The following is an 18,414-nucleotide window of genomic DNA, read 5'->3' as shown; positions in this document are numbered from 1 at the left end:
GTCAGGCACGATGCGGATCAGGAAGTCGTCACTGGTCGAACCCGGCCGCAACACGCTCTACGGTGCGTTCGCGGTCGCCGTCTCGTTCTTCGTCTTCGCCTATTCCTTCCGCATCGGCCAGATCTCGATCCTGATGTATTACGCGGTGTGGCTGCCGCTGGTGCTGGTCGACTACCGTTTCGCGCTCGGCCGCCTTGCCCGGTCGCCGCAGCTCCTGGCCTTCGCGTTCTTGGCATGCCTGTCCTATTTTTGGTCAGACGTGCCTGACGTCACCTTGCGCGCAGCCCTCCAGTACCTCACTCATGTCGTCTGCGCCGTTATCGCCGCCCGTGTCATCGATGCGCGCACCTTGTGCATCGGCGCCATCGCAGGCATCGCCGTCATTCTCGGTTATTCGATGCTGCAGGGCGGCTATGTCTATGACGCGCTCGACGGCAGCTACAGCTTCGTCGGCGCCTTCGGTTCCAAGAACCAGCTCGGCTTCTACGCCTCGCTGGGCGTGCTGCTGGGCTGCTATTTCGCGCTGTTCCTGACCCGTAGCCGCATCGCTCGCCTCCTTGCGCTCGGGGTCGTCGCCCTTTCGGCCGTGTCGCTGGTGCTGTCGCAATCAGCGACATCGATGCTCGCCACGCCCGCGGCCATCGCCATGGTCATCGCCATCGCCGGACTGGAGGCATTCTCGCCGACACATCGCCGGATCTTCTTCGCCGCCGGCCTCGCGCTTGCCGGCACGGCAGTGCTGGCCGCCCTCAATGTCGGCGCGGTCGACATGGTGCTCGGCGCCTTCGGCAAGGATTCGACGCTGACTGGCCGCACCTATCTCTGGCAGCAGGGCATCGACGCGGCGGCCAACACGCCGCTGCTCGGCGTCGGTTACGCCGCCTACTGGGTGCAGGGCTTTTCCGAGGCCGAGCGGCTTTGGAACGAGTTCTACATCCCCGCCCGCACCGGCTTCCACTTCCACAACACCTATATCGAGGCGCTGGTAGAAACAGGCTATGTTGGCGCGGTCATGATCGTGCTGCCGCTGCTCGCCATCCTCAGGCTCTGCATCGCGCGCCTTTTGTCCGACGGCGACTGGACCGAAGCCCTGCTGCAGACCGGGCTGCTCGCGCTCTTGGTCATTCGCTCGTTCTTCGAGGTGGATATCCTCCAGCCCTACGTCATCGGCTCGTTCCTGCTCTACTACTGCTGGGCCCGCGCCAAGGAACCGGCGGCGCTGCGACGGCCCGGTTCGGCAGCGGACTGGCGCCCGCCGTCGCCTTCGATACCGTCGAACGGCATCGGTCCAGGCATCCAGGCGTAACGCAGCCTGCCCGCACCAGCCTTCTGTCAAATCCTGGTCGACGTCATGGAACTGTCGGTCGTTTCGGGAATTGAATCAGCTGATATCGCTGGAGCCGACATCATGCCGACGCCACTTCAACCGCAACGCCCCGAAAAAGGCGAACAGCGCATAGAACTCTATTTCGTCGCGGCCACGATGCTGGCGATGGCAACAACGATGCTCCACACCAACGCCACTGCCTTTGTCCTGGTGCTGCATCTCTTGCAGTGACCAGCGTCGCCAGTTGTCGGCGTCCAGGCACCGAACCGGCCTTGCAATGCAACTGCCGCCGAACAGGCAGTATCGGCGGACGCGGTCGTTGCGTGGCACGCCCTGATCTCAGGAGTCATCGATGGATTGGACAGACTGGTTCTATCTTGCCGTGGTGTTCGGGGCGTCGAGCGCGGTGCTGTGGATGATGGGCGCCTGATCGGCGACACCCGGCTTTACTCTCTGCCCGCACCTGCCGTCCGACGTCACCCGAAACGGCTTTTTCGCGGAACCGAAACCGGCCCGGTCGGTTAGTCACCTGGGCGGCGGCCAGAAATTTTAGAGGCCAGGAATTTGAGAGGAAAGAGATGAAACATGCACACGCTATCGCGATCCTGATCGCGTCGGCAACGCTGGCGGTACCCGCCGCCGCCGAGGACGCCGCCAAGCCGGCTGCGCAGCTGGATAGGTCCACGACGGCCAGTACCGGCACAATGACCGATCTCGCCACCGTCATGTCGGCCATCGAAGCCAGCCGGAGCACTGCAACCGCGATCCAGGCCATGACGACCGTCGGCAGCGTCCGTGTCGTCAAGATTTCCGACATCGTCAGCCCCGGCGACAACCAGGTACTGGACAAGGCCGTGTCGGACAACGAGGCCGATATCACTGGCGTGCAGGCCGCGATCATGGCCAACAGCGCGCTGAAAAAGCAGATCGACGCCAACACGGTCGACACCTCGGCCATCGTGGCCGCCAGAATCGCCGAAGATGGCGCGGTGACGGTCTTCGTCAGGTAGCAAAGCTGGCCGGGACCGTGCGGCTTCGGCCCGGTGGCGTGATGTGCCGGGCCACGCTGGCCAGCCGACCCGGAAAATCTTGATCCAGCCGATTTTGTCGGCCCGCCCGTCCGCAAACTGCGCTATGCAGCGCGTGTCGGCTGGCGCGATCCGGACCGGCGCCGCAACAGGTGCATTCGCCCGCCCCGATGACATCCCAGACCGCCACGGCACCCGAACAGCGTTTCGCCGCCTTCCGCCATGGAGCGTTCTCGCGCTACTGGGTGGCGCGCTTCCTGGGTACCTTTTCGACGCAGATCATCTCGGTCGGCGTCGGCTGGCAGGTCTATGACCTGACACGCGACCCTTTCGACCTCGGCCTCGTCGGCGTCATCCAGTTTGCCCCAGCGTTGCTGCTCGTCCTTGTCACCGGAGTCGTGGCCGACCGTTTCGGCCGCAGGCTGATCATGGGCCTATCCGCCCTGGTCGAGGCCGCCTGTGCGGCGGCGCTGCTGGCGCTGACCTACCACGGCCTTGCAAGCCCGTTGCCGATCTTTGCCGTGCTCGTCGTTTTCGGCATTGCGCGTGCCTTCTTCGGTCCGGCCTCGGCTTCGTTGGTCGCCAACCTCGTGCCATCAGAGGACTTTGCCAACGCGGTCGCCTGGAACTCGTCGGCCTGGCAGACGGCGACGATCGTCGGCCCGGTCGCCGGCGGCCTGCTCTATGGCCTGTCGCCCGAGATCGCCTATGGTGCCGCCGCCGTCCTGATGCTGGCATCGACGGCGCTGATCTTCTCCATCCCCAGGCCGGTCCAGCGCAGCGAGACCGACAAGCCGTCGGTCGAGACGCTGTTCGCCGGCTTCCGCTACATCTGGGGCGAAAAGGTCGTGCTCGGCGCCATCTCGCTTGACCTCTTCGCCGTGCTGCTGTCCGGCGCCGTGGCGTTGCTGCCGGTCTATGCGCGCGACATTCTCGACCTTGGGCCGTGGGGCCTCGGCCTGCTCCGCGCCGCCCCCGGCGTCGGCGCCATCATCGTCGCCGTCTGGCTCGCCGGGCACCCGATCCGCGACCATGCCGGCAAGGTCATGTTCGTCTTCGTGGCGCTGTTCGGCGTCGCCACGGCGATCTTCGGCATCTCGACGATCCCCTGGGTCTCCATATCGGCACTTGCGCTGCTCGGCGCCACCGACATGGTCAGCGTCTACATCAGGGAAACGCTGATCCAGCTGTGGACGCCCGACCATGTCCGTGGTCGCGTCAACGCGGTCAACGGCGTCTTCGTCGGCGCCTCCAACGAACTCGGCGAATTCCGCGCCGGCACCATGGCCGCTCTGATCGGCACCGCGCCCGCCGTCGTCTTCGGCGGCATCGGCGCCATTGCCGTTGCCGGCATCTGGGCCTGGACGTTCCCTGCCTTGCGCAAGGTCAGGCACCTCGACCGGCACGTCTGAACTTTCCATTGCCCGGTTGCTTTGCCGGCGTTGCAAACGTCGCAACGTATTCATACATTCTTCTACATCGGTCAGGGGATCGTGATGCTTGCCCCGCCTGATCACCGCAAGAAGAACACCGCGCGAGCGTCAGAATAGTTCGGAATGACCATGGCCAATGTGGATGACAAACGACCTCGCCTTGATCAACAAGCTGATCACCGAAGTCGAGCGCTCGCAGAACGAACGCTCGGCGGACGATTTCCTTGCCCTGTTTCGTCCCGACGCCGTCTGGGTCACCGCCTTTGGTCGGCGGTTCAGCAGCAAGGCCGAGATTTCCGACTTCGCCCGCAAGGTGTTGACGCCTGACCTGGGCGACCAGTATGCCCGCTACGACGTCGCTCATGTCACGATGCTGAGCCCCGACGTGGCCGCGGTGAATGTCCGCCAGCGCCCGATCCACAAGGACGGCACGCCTATCGAAGGCGAGCTCGAAGGTTCGCCGCTCTATGTGCTGGTCAAGGAGAACGGACGCTGGATGGTCGGCGCCGGCCAGAACACCAAGGTGCAGGCAGCGGCAATCGACACCCAGCAGAGCGAAATCGACGCCCGCGAGGGCAAGAAGTAAGCCTCAGCCCTTGACCGGTTCGCCGAAGATCCTGACCAGGAATTCGTCGAGCCAGCGCTTGAGATGCATGTCCCAGATCAGCCGGCCGCCGAGATGGTCGCGGCCGGGCTGGGCGCCTGGCAAGACGAAGCGTTCGGCGCCGCGCACCACCCAGCGCTGCATCATCACGCGCGTCAGTTCGGCATGGAACTGGATGCCCCAGGCATTGTCGCCATAACGGAAGGCCTGGTTGGGATAACTCTCCGACGACGCCAGCAGCACGGCATCCCCAGGCAGCGAAAAGCCCTCGCGGTGGAACTGGTAGACCATCTCGGGCCAATGCATCAGCTTGCGGCCTTCCTCGGTCGCCTTGATCGGATACCAGCCGATCTCGACAAGCCCCTCGCCATGCCCTTCGACCTTGCCGCCGAGGTGATTGACCAGCATCTGGGCGCCGAGGCAGATGCCGAGGAACGGGCGGTTTTCCTTGAGCGGCACGGCCAGCCAGTCGGTCTCGCGCCGAACGAACTCATCCTGGTCGTTGGCGCTCATCGGGCCACCGAAGACCACGGCGCCGGCATGCCCGTCGAGCGTCTCGGGCAAGGGATCGCCGAGCGGTGGCCGGCGGATGTCGAGATCGAAGCCGTTCTCGATCAGCACATGGCCGACGCGGCCGGCACTCGAATGCTCCTGATGCAGCACCACCAGGATCTTGGGTTGCGCCTTGCCCGGCATTTACAGCTACTCGTCCGCTTCGGGTCCGATCTGGCGCTGCGCCTTCTGAGCCGCCTTGCGCTTGGCCTCGACGCGGTCGCGGCTTTCCACGCCGATCAGTTCGGCGATGCGCCAGATGGTGTTGTCCTCCATCTCATGCAGCTCGCCGTCGGCATAGACGATTTCCCACATCATGCCGATGAAGTCCTTGCGCGCCTGGTCGTCGAGGCTGCGCTTGAGCACGCTGGTGAAGGCATAGAGATCGATCGCTTCGTTGTCGGCCTGTTCGCCGGCCTTGACCAGCCGGTCGAGCTCGGCGCCCGAAATGCCGTAGCTCTGGCTCAGCAACTGCTTGACCCGCTCCCATTCGACGTCCTGCCGGTCGCCGTCGGCGTCCATGACATGGTACATCAGCGCCGCCGCGGCAACGCGCGGATCGTCCTCGCGGCTCGCCTTGGACCCTGCCGCCGGCAGGTCCTTCAGAAACGAAATCATGCGTTCGAACATCGTCGGTTCCTGTTTGGGCCAAGCCTAGATCTAGGGTCGAGCTGAAATCAAAACAAACGGAACCGCTTCTGGGCGTTTTCCCGCTCCACTTCCGGATCGACGCCGGGGTCGTCGGGCAAGCGGATCGGTTCGGCCATGTCATCCTCGTCGGTCAGGGTCGCGCCGTCGGTCGCCGGCGGCACCGCGCGCGGGGGCACGGGCAGCACTGCCGCAGTCTCCTGCGCCACCTCGTCCTCGACGATCACGTCGACGATGTCGTCGCCGGCGGGCTGCGCTGCCGGAATGCTGGGGATCGACACCCGCTCGTTCGGCTCGTCGTCCTGCTCGATCAGGTGGCCGAGCCGCTCTTCCGGCGCCTTCCATTCGAAAGCGTCGAGCCGGCCGGTGACGGGTGAGAACGGCGCCCAGCGTTCGGAGACCACGCCGTCCGCCACCCAGGCCGGGTCGCGCGGCGCGCGCACGGCCCGCGACAGCCACTGTCGCACCTTGCCCTGGTCGCCACCTTGGGCTTCCTCGATGTCGGCGAGCAAAAGATAGGCACCCTCGCGCGGCTGCATCCGTGCGGCGGCCTCGGCCTCGGAGCGCGCCAGCTTGTAATCCTGTGCTTCCAGTGCCGCCCGCGCCACGGCGAGCGAGGATTCCGGATGGTTCTGCTTCAGCGATTGCAATTTCTTTGCCCGCGCCAGCCGGTCGAGCACGGCATCGCCTGGACGACCATGGACGTAGAGCTCGGCGATGTCGGGCAGCGGTTCCGCCTTCCACGCCGTCTCCAGCGCCTTCGAGCCCTTGCGCACGTCGTTCTGGCGGAACAGCGCCTTTGCGGCAATTGCAGCCGCCGGACCGAAACCGGGCCGCAGCCGATTGGCCTCAAGCGCTGCGGACCGCGCCGCATTGAAATCGCCTTCGAACAGCGACATCGCCTTGGCGGTCAAAAGCACCGCGCGCTTGTTGTTGGCAACGTCGCGCTCGATCTGGCGCGTCGACTTCTGCGCGTCGATCAGCGCCAGCGCGCCGTCCCAGTCGCCGCGTTCGCACTTTTCCTCAAGCGTCGAATCCGCCGCCCAGCCGAGCTGCGGCGCAAGGCCGGCGGCGCGGCCGGCATAGTGGCGTGCAGCGGCCCGGTCGCCGAGCCGTTCGGCTTCGAGATAGAGCCCGCGCAGGCCGAGCAGCCGCATCTCGGGATCGTCCAGCATCGCCTCGAACTTCTGCCGCGCCGTGTCGTGGTCGCCCTCCAGCAGCGACGCCTGGGCATCGAGCAGCAGGATCAGCGGCTCCTGGTCGGAGTTGATCAGCTTGGCGGCTTCCTTGTTCTTCTTGCGCGCAAGTGCGGCGTCGCCCGCTCCGGCGGCGATCATGCCGGTCGACAGCGCCTGATAGCCGCGGTCGCGCCGGCGGGCGCGAAAATGCCGGGCGATGGTGAAAGGGCTATTCCAAACCGCTTTGGTGAGCCACCAGGTCAACATCGTTGCCGCAACGATCGCGGTGATCGCCACCGCTGCCACCATCAGGCTGACCTTGTACTGGTAGCCGCTGAAGGTCACGACCATGTCGCCGGGACGGTCGGCCAGCCAGGCAAAGCCCAGCCCGAGCGCAAAAACGATGGCCAGATAGAACAGGATACGGATCATCTGGCGTCCCTCATGCCTTCATCGCGCCGGCGACAAGCTTGTCGACCAGCGTTTCGACATCGAGCCGCGCCTTGAGCTTGGCAGCGAAGTCGGCGCCCGCAGCCTTCGCCGTCTCGGGCAGGGTGTCATATTCGGCCAGCGCCTTGGCGAAATCGCCCTGGTTGACCGCCACCTCCATGCGCGCCACCGTCTCCGGCACGCCGGTGCCCTCGACCGCCCCGATCGGCCGCACCTGAACCAGCTGCTCGGCGCTCGACACCAGCCGTTCGAGGATGCCGGCATCCTCGTTGACCGGCTTGGCTGCAGCGATCATCGCATTCGCCGCCGCATCGGTTTCGGTCACGATATCGGCGCGTGTCGGCACGCCCTTTTCGGCATGCGCCCTGAGGGCCGCCAGTTCAGGCGCCTCCGGGGAAATCGCGGCGAAAGTTTCGAGCTCGGCGCCGAAGCCCGCGCCCCGGTCGACAGCCGCCTTCAACGCCGAAGCGGCGATCGCCAGCGCGATCTTGGGCTGCGACGCCTGTGCGTCGACCTTCGAGGTGAGCGCGGAGATGGACTGCTCCAGCGTCGCGATCTTGCCGTCATCGACCGTCGCTGCCTCGCCCGCCGACTTCAGCGCCGCGTCAAGGCCGCTGACGCGCTCGGTGAGTGCTGCGATCTCGCTCGAAGCGCCGTTGTTCTGGCTGAGCGAGGTCACGGCCGCTTCAACCTGCGCTATGCGGCCGTCAAGCGTGGCAAGGGCCTCATTCGACCCGGCCTGGCCGGCCGTTGCTTTCAGCGCCTCGATGTCCGACTTCACCTGCTGGACGGCAGCGGCGAGGCCGTCGACGTCACCCTTCAGCGCCGCACCGCCATTGGCGGCAGCACCGAGATCGGCCAGCTGCGACTTCAACGAGGCGATTTCGGCCTGCATCTGTCCGTTGTCACCGGTTCCGGTACCCGGCGCACCCAGCACGCCGGCATATTGCAGCCCACCGGCCACCAAGAGCGCGATCACGCCGCCGGCCAGGCCCGGCAGCAGCCCGGATGCTGATTGACGATTCGATGATGCAGCCGAGGCTGCATCACTTGTAGCCCGCGACCCAGCCGAACTCGACGAAGCAGCACGCGACGACGCCTCGGCCTTGGGCGTTTGGGCCGGCTTGTCGTTTTCGAAGCTGTAGTCATAGGAGGCATAGGCGCTGTCGGCCTTCGCCGCCGTCTCCTCCGACGGCGTCTCTGCCGAGGTTAGGGCTTCTTCGCCGGCCGTCGCCGCGACCGCCTCCGTCTCAGCGTCAGGCTTGGCGGCCTCTTCGACGCGCGACACCGCGCCCGGCTCCAGTTCGATCGTCACCGGATCGCGATGCGTCTTCGAATGGCGCGTCTTCGGCGTCTTGACCATGCTGGGGGCTCCGCGATTTCGTTGGCATAAATCCCGCGGCAGATGCGGGTTCGAAGATCAAAAACCAGTAACACCCACCGTCCCGCGAAAAAAGGCCGGTTGATGGCAAGTAGCCTTTCCGTCAGTCGGGATCGCCGAGAAGCGCCAGCAGCGCATCCTCATTGGGATCGCGCGCGACCTCGACCCTGATACCGCCGACCAGCGCCGAAGCGATGCGGCCGGACAGGCAAAGGCAACGCGCGTTGCGCATCAGGAAATCCGCCTCGGCGTGCATTTCCATCAGCGAACCGAAGGCGGCTGCGGCGCGCGCCGAGTAAACGAGCACGGCGTCGATTGGTTGCCCGCCAAGCTGCTGGCGCACGAAGGAAGGGGCCGGATTGAGCGCGACTGTGTCATAAGTTTCGATCGGCACCACCCGCACCCCGTTGATGCCGAGACGACGTTCGAAGTCCGGCATCCGTACCCGGCCGCACAGATAGACAACCGTCGCCTTGCCGAGTTCGATTGCTATCATGTCGGCGAGCGCGGCAGCGTCGCCAGGACCTTCGTTGACGGAGTAGAAGCCGGCTTTGCGCGCGCTTTCCGCGGTCTTTGCGCCAACGGCGTGACAGGGCAGGCCCCGCAGTCGCTCGACAAGCCCGCTCGGCGCGTGTCGCAATGCGTTAGCGCTTGTCACCGCGATCGCCGTCGCGCCGGACGGGACGCTTTCACGCGCCACCGGCAGCGGTCGCGTTTCGGAAAGTGGCAAAAGCACAGGCTCGAAGCCGAGCGCCTCGAGGCGCCGCGCGGTGCGGGTTGCGCCGGGTTCCGGCCTCGTCACCAGCACCCGCTGTGCCATCTAGCTCCATCCCTCGAAGAATGTGGTGCCGGCCCGTGCCCGCACCTCGTCGCCGGCATTCCGGCCGATCTCGGCGGCATCCGCCGCCCGGCCGTCGGCCTTGGCTTCGTGCCACAGCGTACCATCCGGGGTCAGGATAAGCCCGGCGAAAGACAGCCTGTCGCCGTCGATCTCGGCATATCCGGCGATCGGCGTGCGGCAAGAGCCGTCGAGTGCGGCCAGAAACGCCCTTTCGCAGGCCAGAGCCTGCCCGGTCGGCTTGTGATCAATCGCCTGGAGCATGTTGGTGACAGCAGTATCGCCAATGCGGCTCTCGATGCAGATCGCACCCTGCCCGGGGGCCGGCGGGAAGGCGTCGAGCGCCATCAGATCGGTGATGACCTCTTCGAGCCCAAGCCGGCGCAGACCGGCATTGGCGAGGATCGTGCCCTCGGCCACCCCCTCGTCAAGCTTCCTCAGGCGGGTCTGCACGTTGCCGCGGAACATCACCACGTCGAGGTCGGGCCGCATGCGTCGGATCAGCGCCTGTCGCCTGAGCGACGAGGAGCCGACGACGGCACCTTGCGGCAGTTCCATGATGCTGGGTGCCGCGCGGCCGATGAACGCATCCCTTGGGTCCTCGCGCGGCAGGAACGCCGACAATTCGAGCCCGTCGGGCAGCTGCGTCGGCATGTCCTTGGACGAATGCACGGCGATGTCGATCTCGCCGGCATACATCGCCTCTTCCAGTTCCTTGGTGAACAGCCCCTTGCCGCCGGCGAGCGACAGTGGCCGGTCCTGGATGCGGTCGCCGCTGGTCGAAATCGTCACGATCTCGAATGCCTCTTCCGGCAGGCCGTGCGCTGCCATCAGCCGCGCACGCGTCTCGTGCGCCTGGGCGAGCGCCAGCAGGCTGCCGCGGGTTCCGATTCTCAAGGCTCTAGTTTGCATAGCGCTTGGTCCGTGATAACCCCGCGCTGGCGGGGCGGTCCCGTACCTCCTATCTAGGAAATTACCACCGGGCAATCATGCAGGGTAGCGACCAATTGATCCGTGTTCTTGGCATCGAGACAAGCTGCGACGAAACCGCGGCCAGCGTCGTTGCGCTCAAATCCGGGCAGCCGCCGCGCATCCTGTCGAACACGGTATTCAGCCAGATCGACGAGCACGCGGCCTTTGGCGGCGTCGTGCCGGAGATCGCCGCGCGCGCCCATGTCGAGGCTCTCGACGGCATCGTCGAGGCGGCGCTCGAGGATTCCGGCGTTGCCCTTGAAGACATCGACGCCATTGCCGCCACGGCCGGTCCCGGCCTCGTCGGCGGGCTGATCGTCGGGCTGATGACGGCCAAGGCGATTGCCGCTTCAGGGGGCAAGCCGCTGATCGCCATCAACCATCTCGAAGGCCACGCGCTGACGGCGCGGCTCACCGACGCCCTCGCATTTCCCTACCTCTTGCTGCTCGTCTCCGGCGGCCACACCCAGATCGTCCTGGTCAAGGGCGTCGGCGACTATCAGCGCTGGGCGACCACCATCGACGACGCGCTCGGCGAAGCCTTCGACAAGACCGCCAAGATGCTGGCCCTGCCTTATCCAGGTGGCCCCAATGTCGAAAAGGCAGCCCAGTCGGGCGACGCTTCACGCTTTGTCTTCCCGCGCCCGATGAAGGGTTCAGCCCAGCCTGATTTCTCCTTCTCCGGCCTCAAGACCTCGGTGCGCCAGGCAGCAACATCGGTGGCACCCCTCAGCGACCAGGACGTCGCCGACATCTGCGCCTCCTTTCAGGCAGCCGTCACTGATACGCTCGGCGACCGCGTCAAGCGCGCGCTGGCCCGCTTCCGTGACGAGTTCCCCGACACCGCAGCTCCGGCCCTCGTCGTCGCCGGCGGGGTCGCCGCCAACAAACAGATCCGCGCCATGCTGGAAAAGCTCTGCGCCAAAAACGGTTTTGCCTTCATCGCGCCACCGATGGCGCTGTGCACCGACAATGCCGCAATGATCGCCTGGGCCGGCATCGAGCGCCTGCGCGCCGATCTCGTCGAACCCAACGCATTCGATTTTGTACCGCGCTCGCGCTGGCCGCTGGACAGCGTGTCAGCCCCGGTCGTCGGTTCCGGCAGGCGGGGAGCCAAGGCATGAGCGCATTCAAGGTCACGGTTCTCGGTGGCGGCGCCTGGGGCACGGCACTTGCGCTCGCCATGCTGCGCGCCGGCCATGCCGTCACGCTCTGGGCCCGCGACACAGACAGCGTCACGGCGATCGCCAAGGGCACCAACCCACGCTATCTCGCCGGCATCGTCTTCGAGACAGGGATCGCCGCCACAACCGACCTTGCCCAGGCGCTTGCCGGCACCGATTGCGTGCTGGTCGTCACCCCGGCACAGGCCCTGCGCAGCGTGCTGACCGAGGTCAAGCCGCATATCGCCGACGATGTTCCGCTGGTGCTCTGCGCCAAGGGTATCGAGCGCGACACCGGCCGCCTGCTGTCCGACATCTCCAGCGCAATCTTGCCCGACAATCCCGTGGCGGCACTGTCCGGCCCGAGTTTCGCCACCGACGTCTCGCGTGGACTCCCCACCGCCGTCGTCGTCGCTGCCGAAGACGAGGCGCTGGCCTCGGCTCTGGCGGTGCGCTTCTCGGCAGCCAACCTGCGCTGCTATTCCAGCGACGACCTGATCGGTGTCGAAATCGGCGGTGCGCTGAAAAACGTCTTTGCCATCGCCGCCGGTGCCGTCACCGGGGCCGGTCTCGGCGCCTCGGCCCAGGCAGCGCTGGTCACCCGTGGCTTCGTCGAACTGCGCCGCATCGGCGCCGCCTTCGGCGCCCGCCCCGAAACGCTGATGGGCCTGTCCGGCCTCGGCGACCTGATGCTGACCTGCTCGTCGGTGCAATCGCGCAATTTCGCTTATGGCGTGGCACTCGGCAAAGGCGAAGAGCTTGCCGGCCGCCCGCTCGCCGAAGGTGTCGCCACTGCCCACATCGCCGCCCGCATCGCCCGTGAACGTGGCCTCGACGCGCCGATTATCGAGGCGGTCGCTGCCCTGCTCGACAATGCCATTACCATCAACGAGGCCGTCGCCGGGCTGATGACCCGCCCGCTGCGCGCCGAAGCCGACTGAACGTCCAAATCGAGAGGGACAACATGCTTTTCGCACTGATCTGCAAGGACAAGCCGAACCATCTCCAGGTCCGCCTCGACGCACGGCCCGACCATGTCGCCTTCCTCAACGACCTCAACGCCAAGGGCGCGCTGAAATTCGCCGGCCCCTTCCTTGATGCCGACGGCAAGCCGGATGGTTCGCTCGTCGTCATCGAAGCCGCTGACGCGGAGGCTGCCCAGGCAATCGCCGGCACCGACCCCTACGCCAAGGCCGGCCTGTTCGAGAGCGTCCAGATCCGGCCGTGGAACTGGGTCTTCAACAACCCGGCCAGCGCCTGACCACAAGCCAAGAGGGGACGAGATGAGCGAGAAGAAATACTGGCTGTTCAAATCCGAGCCGTTCAAATTCTCCTTCGAGATGCTGAAGGCCAAGGGCAAGGAAGGCACGCAGTGGGACGGCGTGCGCAACTACCTCGCCCGCAACAACATGCGCGCCATGCAGATCGGCGACCTCGGCTTTTTCTACCACTCCAATGAGGGGCTCGAAGTCGTCGGCATCGCCGAGGTCTGCGCGCTCGCCCATCATGACACAACGACCGAAGACCCGCGTTGGGAGTGCGTCGACATCCGCTACCACAGCCCGGTCCCCAAGCCCGTCACCCTTGCAGACGTCAAGGCCAATCCGAAGCTCGAAAAGATGGCGCTTGTCACCTCGATGCGCCTGTCGGTCCAGCCGGTGACCGCTGACGAGTGGCAGGAAGTCTGCCGCATGGCCGGGCTCGACAAGGCGCCGTGACGACGGCTTCCCCGACACGCCTGACATCAGAGGGTGCCGCAAGCTTCATCCGCGCCAACACGGCGCTGATGCGGCCGCCGCATGTGCCCGAAGTCGCGCTCCATCTCGCCGACGAGGCGCACGACCTCTGGCACCGTACCGAGGAAGAGCTGTCCGAGATCGGCCTGCCGCCGCCCTTCTGGGCCTTCGCCTGGGCAGGCGGCCAGGGTCTGGCGCGCTACGTACTCGATCACCCCAAGACTGTTGCCGGCAAGCGCGTGCTCGACTTTGCCTCCGGCTCGGGTCTCGTCGCCATCGCTGCGATGAAGGCGGGGGCTGCAAACCTTACAGGCGCCGACATCGACCCGTTCTGCGAGACGGCGATCCGGCTGAATGCCGAGGCCAATGCCGTTGAGGTCGGTTTCCTCGGCGCCGACCAGGTCGGGCGCGACGACGGCTGGGATGTCGTCCTCGCCGGCGACGTCTGTTACGAAAAGCCTTTCGCCGACCGGCTCGTGCCGTGGTTCGAAGCGCTTCGGTCCCGCGGCGCCGACGTGCTCGTCGGCGACCCCGGCCGCTCCTACCTGCCCAAGGACCGGCTGCAAAAGCTCGCCACCTACGAGGTGCCGGTCACCCGCGCCCTCGAGGACGCCGAGGTCAAGCGCACCACCGTCTGGCGATTTGCCTGAACCGAGCTCCCTGCGATCGTCATCCCGGGCGATCGGGTCCGGATAACCCTACGCTGCGCTCCGGTTTCCGGGATGACGTGAATCGACGCACTCAAATCTCCGTCTTCGCCGCCTCCTCGATGATCCAGTCTCGGAACGCCCCGATGCGCGGGTCGCCCTCCGACGTCTTGGGATAGACCAGGAAATAGGCGAACTCACGCGACACCCGGATGCCCAGGTCGAATGGCCGGACCAGCCGCCCCTCCGACAGGTCGTTGGCGACCATGGCGAAATCGGCAAGCGCCACGACGCTGCCGTCGATCGCCGCCTGTACCGCGTCCGACGAGGTGGTGAAGACGATGGCGCGGCTGTCGTCGAAATCGTCGACGCCGGCAGCTGCCATCCACATCCGCCAGTTCGGCCAGGTCACGCCCTGCTGCGACCACTCGATATGCACCAGTGTGTGGTGGAACAGGTCGCGCGGCACCTTGAGCGGCGGCCCGGATGCCAGAAGCCGCGGGCTGCACACCGGGATGATCATGTTGTCGAACAGCCGGTCGGCGCGCAGGCCGGGATACTTGCCCATGCCGAAGCGGATCGCCACATCGACATCGTCGAGGTCGAAGTCGCGCACCTCGTAGCTGATGTCGAAACGCAGCTCGATGTCGGCATGCAGCTTGCGGAACCCGTCGATGCGTCGCATCAGCCATTTCGAGGCGAATTGCGCGTCGAGCGTCACCTTGAGCAGCGCCGTGCCGCGGCTGAGCTTCCGCGCCCGCGACACCGCGCGGTTGAGCACGTCGAGCGCATCGACCGAAGCGTCGACCAGCGCCGATCCTGCCTCGGTCAGCCTGATGCTCCGACTGGTACGGATGAACAGGGTGACGCCGAGCTGGTCCTCGATTTCCTTGATCTGGTGGCTGACCGCAGCCGGCGTCAGGCCGAGCTCGTCGGCGGCGCGGGTGAAATTCAGATGCTTGCCGGCGGCCGCCAGCGTTCGCAAAGCACGTGTCCCAGGTACGAAGCGCATTGCCGGATCTTCAAATTTGGTTTGATGGTCGAGAAAAAACTACTCGTTTCTCTTTTGCCTTTCAGCACTGCATCATGAGCCCAGTTCAACCAATGTCAAACCGGATTTGATGTCCGGACGAAACGGAAATGACCATGTCCACCGCTGTCTTGAGAACCACCTTTGTCCAGCCGTCGCGGCTGCAGCCGGTTTTCGACTGGCTTCGCCAGATGCGGGCAGCACTCAACGTGCCGGCGCCGCAGGATGCGGCCGAGCTGTCGGACCATTATCGCCGGGACACCGGTATCGCCCAAAAGGATATCGCCAGGGCCGTCGATGCGAATCTCGGCCGTCTCGGCCTGCTCGACATCGGCTGGCAGCAGCCCCGCCGCCTGAACCGTCACTGATTCCCATCTCCCAAGCTCACTCTGGGAGCACGCTCGGCCCGAGGATCATGTCTCCCGATCTTCGGGCCGCTTTCTGTGCAGTGACTAGCGCACCACCTTCAGCACGGTCCGGCGCGACAGTTGCGGCAGAAGCCGCGCCATCACTTGCGCCGTGACCGCGACGCAGCCTTGCGTCGGCGTGAAACCCGGCCGCGCCAGGTGGAAGAAGATAGCGCTCCCGCGCCCGCGCCGGCGGGGCCGGATGTTCCAGTCGAGCACCAGGCAAGCATCGTAGAGGTTGTCGTCGCGCTTCATCCGCTCATGGCTGGCGCCGTAAGGTATCTTCACCGGCCTGTTGTAGTTGCGGTCGTCCGGCACCTCGCACCAGCCGAGATCGGCGCCGATCGGGCTCATAGGCAGGCGGCTCTGCCCCGCCACGAACTGGTCGCGGCGGAAATAGCCCGACAACAGCCGCATCGACGCCAGCGGCGTGCCGCCGTCGCCCTCGCGCTTGCTCGCGGTGATGCCGCCGCGCCCCAGCGCGCAGGGAAACACCAGCCCGCCGACCTGCATCAGCCCCTTGGTCGGGTCGCCGGGCTTGGCCCGCACGACGATTGTCGAAATGCCATTTCGCAAAAATGCACCCGCCCCAATTACGCCTTTGATTTTTCTTGTATGATCGCCTTGCGGAACAAATCACTACCGCTGAAAGTTGTGGCGATCAGCTTCCGCATTCGATTGCCGCGGTCAACTGAATACTGATTTTGAAACAACGGATTGATCCATGACCTCACGCACTATCCTCATCGTCGACGATGACGACGATCTGCGCAGCACATTGGTCGAACAGCTGGCGCTCTACGAGGAGTTCGAAGTCCTTGAGGAAGCGACGGCCGCCAAGGGCGTCACCGCGGCGCGCGCCGGCCTCATAGACCTGCTGATCATGGATGTCGGCCTGCCCGACATGGATGGACGCGAGGCGGTCAAGATCCTGCGCAAGGGCGGCTACAAGGCGCCGATCATCATGCTAACCGGCCACGACACCGATTCCGACACCATCCTCGGCCTCGAAGCCGGCGCCAATGACTATGTCACCAAGCCGTTCCGCTTCGCCGTCCTGCTCGCCCGCATCCGCGCCCAGCTGCGCCAGCACGAGCAGAGTGAGGACGCCACCTTCTCGGTCGGGCCCTATACGTTCAAGCCGAGCCAGAAGCTTCTCATCGACGCCCGCGGCGGCAAGGTCAGGCTGACCGAAAAGGAAGCCTCGATCATCAAATATCTCTACCGCGCCGACCAGAAAGTGGTCACCCGCGACGTCCTTCTCGAGGAAGTCTGGGGCTACAATTCGGGGGTCACGACCCACACGCTGGAAACCCATGTCTACCGGCTGCGCCAGAAGATCGAGCGCGATCCTTCCAATGCTGAAATTCTTGTGACAGAAAGCGGCGGATACAAGCTGGTCCCCTGACTGGTTTGCTGAATCGCCCCAAAATCAGCTTTGGTTTTCGGGGGGATAAGCGGAATAAGTTGTTAGCTTGGAACGGGGAACCGGCTAACAACGGGAGGGGAGCCAGTCTGAGAAGTCGGGGACATAATGGCGCTGGATGACGACATCCGCATCCTGTCCGGCGTGAGGCTGTTTGAGGGCTTCACACAAGAACAGCTGCGTTTGCTGGCCTTCGGTGCGGAGAATGTGAACCTCCCCGCCGATCGCAAGCTCTACCGCGAGGACGACGAGGCCGATTCGGCCTATGTCGTGATATCGGGACGTATTGCGCTTTACCGCGAGACCGACGGCGTGCGCGCCGATCTTGGCTCCGCCGGGCCCGGCTCGATGCTTGGCGAGCTCGCCCTCATCGCCGACACCAGGCGCCTGACCAGTGCCGCTGCCGCCATCGATTCGGAAATAATCCGGCTCAACCGAAAAATGTTCCACCGCATCCTCGAGGAATACCCCGAACTCGCAGAGCGGCTGCACCAGCACATCCTCGAAGACCTCCAGGACATGATCGCCCGCATCGAAAGCATGGCGCCGCGATTCGGGAAGTAGTCGGCCAGCCGTCAATTCAATTCGGCCAGCTGGGCGCGGCCGGATCGGGCCAGGCCGAGCCGAAAATGATGGATTTCGAGGACCGGAGCGGCCATTCAGGTCCGTGAGCACCGGAAGCGCAGAAAGCCGCCATTTGCAGGCCGGCCTCGCCAGAATCCCTCAGTCCAGGTCGAAGCGCGCTATGACTGGCACATGATCCGACGGCCGTTCCCAGCCGCGGGCGGCACTCAGGATGTCGATGCCGGCAAGCTTGGGCGCGAGATTGGCCGAGGACCAGACGTGATCGAGCCGTCGGCCGCGGTTGGAGGTCTCCCAGTCCTTCGCCCGATAGCTCCACCAAGTGTAGATCTTCTGGTCGTCGGGCACGTTGAGCCGCATCAGATCGACCCATTCGCCGGCCTTGCGCATCGCCTCGAAACTCTCGGTCTCGACCGGCGTGTGGCTGACGACGTTGAGCAGTTGCTTGTGCGACCAGACGTCGTGCTCCAATGGCGCGATGTTGAGGTCGCCGACCAGCACCGAAGCCGAACCTTCGTCATGGTCGGCGCGGATGGCGTTCATCTCCGAAACGAAGCCGAGCTTGTGGCGGAACTTCGGATTGATCTCGACATCCGGCTCGTCGCCGCCGGCCGGAACGTAGAAATTGTGCAGCGTCACCTTCTTGCCGCCGGCCTCGAAGCGCACCGACAAATGCCGACTGTCGTCGATCTCGCAGAACCGCCGCTTCTCCACGATCTCCAGCGGCCGCCGCGCCACAGTGGCAACGCCGTGGTAGCCCTTCTGGCCATGGAAGGCGATGTGCTCGTAGCCTGCCTTGCGGAACGCCGCCGAGGGAAACTGGTCGTCGGGACACTTGGTTTCCTGCAGGCACAAAACGTCAGGCGCCTGCTCGCTCAGCAGCCGCTCGACCAGCGGCATGCGCAGGCGCACGGAGTTGATGTTCCAGGTGGCGATGGAAAAGGGCATGGCAGGTTCCGGCAACAGGTTGCGGCGGAACCTGCCAGCACGGACCTGCGATGACAAGGCACGA

Annotated in this window: 22 protein-coding genes; 13 read left to right on the top strand and 9 right to left on the bottom strand. The window is 65.3% G+C overall.

From position 1 onward, the window contains the following. The first annotated feature begins 10 nt into the window (after positions 1 to 10). From IG197_RS15940 to IG197_RS15920, 5 genes are all read left to right on the top strand, one after another. Complete coding sequence (locus IG197_RS15940; RefSeq protein ID WP_192313235.1) at positions 11 to 1,306, top strand: O-antigen ligase; 1,296 nt, start codon at positions 11 to 13, stop codon at positions 1,304 to 1,306. A gap of 45 nt (positions 1,307 to 1,351) precedes the next feature. After that, complete coding sequence (locus IG197_RS15935) at positions 1,352 to 1,558, top strand: hypothetical protein (RefSeq protein WP_067956179.1); 207 nt, start codon at positions 1,352 to 1,354, stop codon at positions 1,556 to 1,558. A 347-nt stretch (positions 1,559 to 1,905) separates the two neighbouring features. Then, positions 1,906 to 2,337: a hypothetical protein gene (locus IG197_RS15930; protein WP_192313232.1), complete on the top strand. Its 432-nt coding sequence runs from the start codon at positions 1,906 to 1,908 to the stop codon at positions 2,335 to 2,337. Between the two features lie 188 nt (positions 2,338 to 2,525). Beyond that, positions 2,526 to 3,767, top strand: coding sequence for an MFS transporter (locus IG197_RS15925; protein ID WP_192313229.1), 1,242 nt, complete (start codon positions 2,526 to 2,528; stop codon positions 3,765 to 3,767). A gap of 163 nt (positions 3,768 to 3,930) precedes the next feature. Next, positions 3,931 to 4,374, top strand: a complete 444-nt coding sequence (locus IG197_RS15920; protein ID WP_210346869.1) for an SgcJ/EcaC family oxidoreductase — start codon at positions 3,931 to 3,933, stop codon at positions 4,372 to 4,374. A gap of 3 nt (positions 4,375 to 4,377) precedes the next feature. Here the strand turns inward: IG197_RS15920 and IG197_RS15915 are convergent, their stop codons facing one another. The 6 genes from IG197_RS15915 to hemC all read right to left on the bottom strand — a co-directional run bounded on the left by IG197_RS15915 (position 4,378) and on the right by hemC (position 10,351). Next, positions 4,378 to 5,088: a glutamine amidotransferase gene (locus IG197_RS15915; protein WP_192313223.1), complete on the bottom strand. Its 711-nt coding sequence runs from the start codon at positions 5,086 to 5,088 to the stop codon at positions 4,378 to 4,380. 6 nt (positions 5,089 to 5,094) lie between these two features. After that, positions 5,095 to 5,574 carry a TerB family tellurite resistance protein gene (locus IG197_RS15910; RefSeq protein ID WP_192313220.1) on the bottom strand — a complete coding sequence of 160 codons (480 nt, stop codon included), beginning with the start codon at positions 5,572 to 5,574 and terminating at the stop codon, positions 5,095 to 5,097. 47 nt (positions 5,575 to 5,621) lie between these two features. Then, positions 5,622 to 7,202, bottom strand: coding sequence for a heme biosynthesis protein HemY (locus tag IG197_RS15905; protein WP_192313217.1), 1,581 nt, complete (start codon positions 7,200 to 7,202; stop codon positions 5,622 to 5,624). Between the two features lie 10 nt (positions 7,203 to 7,212). Further along, positions 7,213 to 8,583 (bottom strand): COG4223 family protein, encoded by a 1,371-nt coding sequence (locus IG197_RS15900; RefSeq protein ID WP_192313214.1) that lies wholly within the window; start codon positions 8,581 to 8,583, stop codon positions 7,213 to 7,215. Positions 8,584 to 8,704: 121 nt separating this feature from the next. After that, positions 8,705 to 9,421, bottom strand: a complete 717-nt coding sequence (locus IG197_RS15895; protein WP_192313211.1) for a uroporphyrinogen-III synthase — start codon at positions 9,419 to 9,421, stop codon at positions 8,705 to 8,707. Further along, positions 9,422 to 10,351: a hydroxymethylbilane synthase gene (gene hemC / locus IG197_RS15890; protein ID WP_192313208.1), complete on the bottom strand. Its 930-nt coding sequence runs from the start codon at positions 10,349 to 10,351 to the stop codon at positions 9,422 to 9,424. Between the two features lie 98 nt (positions 10,352 to 10,449). Between hemC and tsaD the strand changes: the two genes are divergently transcribed. The 5 genes from tsaD (at position 10,450) to IG197_RS15865 (ending at position 13,960) form a co-directional block, all read left to right on the top strand. Continuing rightward, on the top strand, positions 10,450 to 11,535 hold the full coding sequence (gene tsaD, locus IG197_RS15885; RefSeq protein WP_192319793.1) for a tRNA (adenosine(37)-N6)-threonylcarbamoyltransferase complex transferase subunit TsaD: 1,086 nt from the start codon (positions 10,450 to 10,452) through the stop codon (positions 11,533 to 11,535). Beyond that, a complete protein-coding gene (locus IG197_RS15880; protein ID WP_192313205.1) occupies positions 11,532 to 12,515 on the top strand; it encodes an NAD(P)H-dependent glycerol-3-phosphate dehydrogenase in 984 nt (327 codons plus the stop codon). The genes tsaD and IG197_RS15880 overlap by 4 nt, the downstream gene beginning before the upstream one ends. A gap of 23 nt (positions 12,516 to 12,538) precedes the next feature. Beyond that, the gene (locus tag IG197_RS15875) at positions 12,539 to 12,835 is read left to right on the top strand and encodes a YciI-like protein (protein WP_192313202.1); all 297 of its coding nucleotides are present in this window, start codon (positions 12,539 to 12,541) and stop codon (positions 12,833 to 12,835) included. Between the two features lie 22 nt (positions 12,836 to 12,857). Then, positions 12,858 to 13,292 carry an EVE domain-containing protein gene (locus IG197_RS15870; RefSeq protein WP_154386725.1) on the top strand — a complete coding sequence of 145 codons (435 nt, stop codon included), beginning with the start codon at positions 12,858 to 12,860 and terminating at the stop codon, positions 13,290 to 13,292. Positions 13,293 to 13,360: 68 nt separating this feature from the next. Then, positions 13,361 to 13,960 (top strand): methyltransferase, encoded by a 600-nt coding sequence (locus IG197_RS15865; RefSeq protein WP_192319791.1) that lies wholly within the window; start codon positions 13,361 to 13,363, stop codon positions 13,958 to 13,960. Positions 13,961 to 14,051: 91 nt separating this feature from the next. On the opposite strand, the gene gcvA is transcribed toward IG197_RS15865, so the two are convergent. Further along, positions 14,052 to 14,969, bottom strand: coding sequence for a transcriptional regulator GcvA (gene gcvA / locus IG197_RS15860; protein ID WP_192313200.1), 918 nt, complete (start codon positions 14,967 to 14,969; stop codon positions 14,052 to 14,054). Positions 14,970 to 15,103: 134 nt separating this feature from the next. Between gcvA and IG197_RS15855 the strand changes: the two genes are divergently transcribed. Further along, entirely contained in the window at positions 15,104 to 15,355 is a 252-nt protein-coding gene (locus tag IG197_RS15855) for a hypothetical protein (RefSeq protein ID WP_246765159.1), read from the top strand. A gap of 84 nt (positions 15,356 to 15,439) precedes the next feature. Here IG197_RS15855 and IG197_RS15850 read toward each other — a convergent pair whose 3' ends face one another. Further along, entirely contained in the window at positions 15,440 to 15,907 is a 468-nt protein-coding gene (locus IG197_RS15850; protein ID WP_067965955.1) for a L,D-transpeptidase, read from the bottom strand. 211 nt (positions 15,908 to 16,118) lie between these two features. Here IG197_RS15850 and IG197_RS15845 point away from each other — a divergent pair, with 211 nt between their 5' ends. Both IG197_RS15845 and IG197_RS15840 read left to right on the top strand, forming a co-directional pair. Further along, the gene (locus tag IG197_RS15845) at positions 16,119 to 16,802 is read left to right on the top strand and encodes a response regulator transcription factor (protein WP_115730218.1); all 684 of its coding nucleotides are present in this window, start codon (positions 16,119 to 16,121) and stop codon (positions 16,800 to 16,802) included. Positions 16,803 to 16,928: 126 nt separating this feature from the next. Beyond that, a complete protein-coding gene (locus IG197_RS15840) occupies positions 16,929 to 17,384 on the top strand; it encodes a cyclic nucleotide-binding domain-containing protein (protein ID WP_067956143.1) in 456 nt (151 codons plus the stop codon). A 159-nt stretch (positions 17,385 to 17,543) separates the two neighbouring features. Here the strand turns inward: IG197_RS15840 and IG197_RS15835 are convergent, their stop codons facing one another. Further along, positions 17,544 to 18,350: an exodeoxyribonuclease III gene (locus IG197_RS15835; protein WP_067965952.1), complete on the bottom strand. Its 807-nt coding sequence runs from the start codon at positions 18,348 to 18,350 to the stop codon at positions 17,544 to 17,546. Between the last annotated feature and the right edge of the window lie 64 nt (positions 18,351 to 18,414).

The organism is Aminobacter sp. SR38, from assembly GCF_014843375.1.
Taxonomy (GTDB): domain Bacteria; phylum Pseudomonadota; class Alphaproteobacteria; order Rhizobiales; family Rhizobiaceae; genus Aminobacter; species Aminobacter ciceronei.
This window is presented reverse-complemented; position numbering and strand designations above follow the sequence as displayed.

What these genes read in the sequence shown, in the direction of transcription:
- IG197_RS15940 (WP_192313235.1), top strand. Translation starts at nt 11, where the DNA reads ATGCGGATCAGGAAGTCGTCACTGGTCGAACCCGGCCGCAACACGCTC.
- IG197_RS15935 (WP_067956179.1), top strand. Translation starts at nt 1,352, where the DNA reads ATGGAACTGTCGGTCGTTTCGGGAATTGAATCAGCTGATATCGCTGGA.
- IG197_RS15930 (WP_192313232.1), top strand. Translation starts at nt 1,906, where the DNA reads ATGAAACATGCACACGCTATCGCGATCCTGATCGCGTCGGCAACGCTG.
- IG197_RS15925 (WP_192313229.1), top strand. Translation starts at nt 2,526, where the DNA reads ATGACATCCCAGACCGCCACGGCACCCGAACAGCGTTTCGCCGCCTTC.
- IG197_RS15920 (WP_210346869.1), top strand. Translation starts at nt 3,931, where the DNA reads ATGACAAACGACCTCGCCTTGATCAACAAGCTGATCACCGAAGTCGAG.
- IG197_RS15915 (WP_192313223.1), bottom strand. Translation starts at nt 5,088, where the DNA reads ATGCCGGGCAAGGCGCAACCCAAGATCCTGGTGGTGCTGCATCAGGAG.
- IG197_RS15910 (WP_192313220.1), bottom strand. Translation starts at nt 5,574, where the DNA reads ATGTTCGAACGCATGATTTCGTTTCTGAAGGACCTGCCGGCGGCAGGG.
- IG197_RS15905 (WP_192313217.1), bottom strand. Translation starts at nt 7,202, where the DNA reads ATGATCCGTATCCTGTTCTATCTGGCCATCGTTTTTGCGCTCGGGCTG.
- IG197_RS15900 (WP_192313214.1), bottom strand. Translation starts at nt 8,583, where the DNA reads ATGGTCAAGACGCCGAAGACGCGCCATTCGAAGACGCATCGCGATCCG.
- IG197_RS15895 (WP_192313211.1), bottom strand. Translation starts at nt 9,421, where the DNA reads ATGGCACAGCGGGTGCTGGTGACGAGGCCGGAACCCGGCGCAACCCGC.
- hemC (WP_192313208.1), bottom strand. Translation starts at nt 10,351, where the DNA reads ATGCAAACTAGAGCCTTGAGAATCGGAACCCGCGGCAGCCTGCTGGCG.
- IG197_RS15880 (WP_192313205.1), top strand. Translation starts at nt 11,532, where the DNA reads ATGAGCGCATTCAAGGTCACGGTTCTCGGTGGCGGCGCCTGGGGCACG.
- IG197_RS15875 (WP_192313202.1), top strand. Translation starts at nt 12,539, where the DNA reads ATGCTTTTCGCACTGATCTGCAAGGACAAGCCGAACCATCTCCAGGTC.
- IG197_RS15870 (WP_154386725.1), top strand. Translation starts at nt 12,858, where the DNA reads ATGAGCGAGAAGAAATACTGGCTGTTCAAATCCGAGCCGTTCAAATTC.
- IG197_RS15865 (WP_192319791.1), top strand. Translation starts at nt 13,361, where the DNA reads ATGCGGCCGCCGCATGTGCCCGAAGTCGCGCTCCATCTCGCCGACGAG.
- gcvA (WP_192313200.1), bottom strand. Translation starts at nt 14,969, where the DNA reads ATGCGCTTCGTACCTGGGACACGTGCTTTGCGAACGCTGGCGGCCGCC.
- IG197_RS15855 (WP_246765159.1), top strand. Translation starts at nt 15,104, where the DNA reads ATGTCCACCGCTGTCTTGAGAACCACCTTTGTCCAGCCGTCGCGGCTG.
- IG197_RS15850 (WP_067965955.1), bottom strand. Translation starts at nt 15,907, where the DNA reads ATGCAGGTCGGCGGGCTGGTGTTTCCCTGCGCGCTGGGGCGCGGCGGC.
- IG197_RS15845 (WP_115730218.1), top strand. Translation starts at nt 16,119, where the DNA reads ATGACCTCACGCACTATCCTCATCGTCGACGATGACGACGATCTGCGC.
- IG197_RS15840 (WP_067956143.1), top strand. Translation starts at nt 16,929, where the DNA reads ATGGCGCTGGATGACGACATCCGCATCCTGTCCGGCGTGAGGCTGTTT.
- IG197_RS15835 (WP_067965952.1), bottom strand. Translation starts at nt 18,350, where the DNA reads ATGCCCTTTTCCATCGCCACCTGGAACATCAACTCCGTGCGCCTGCGC.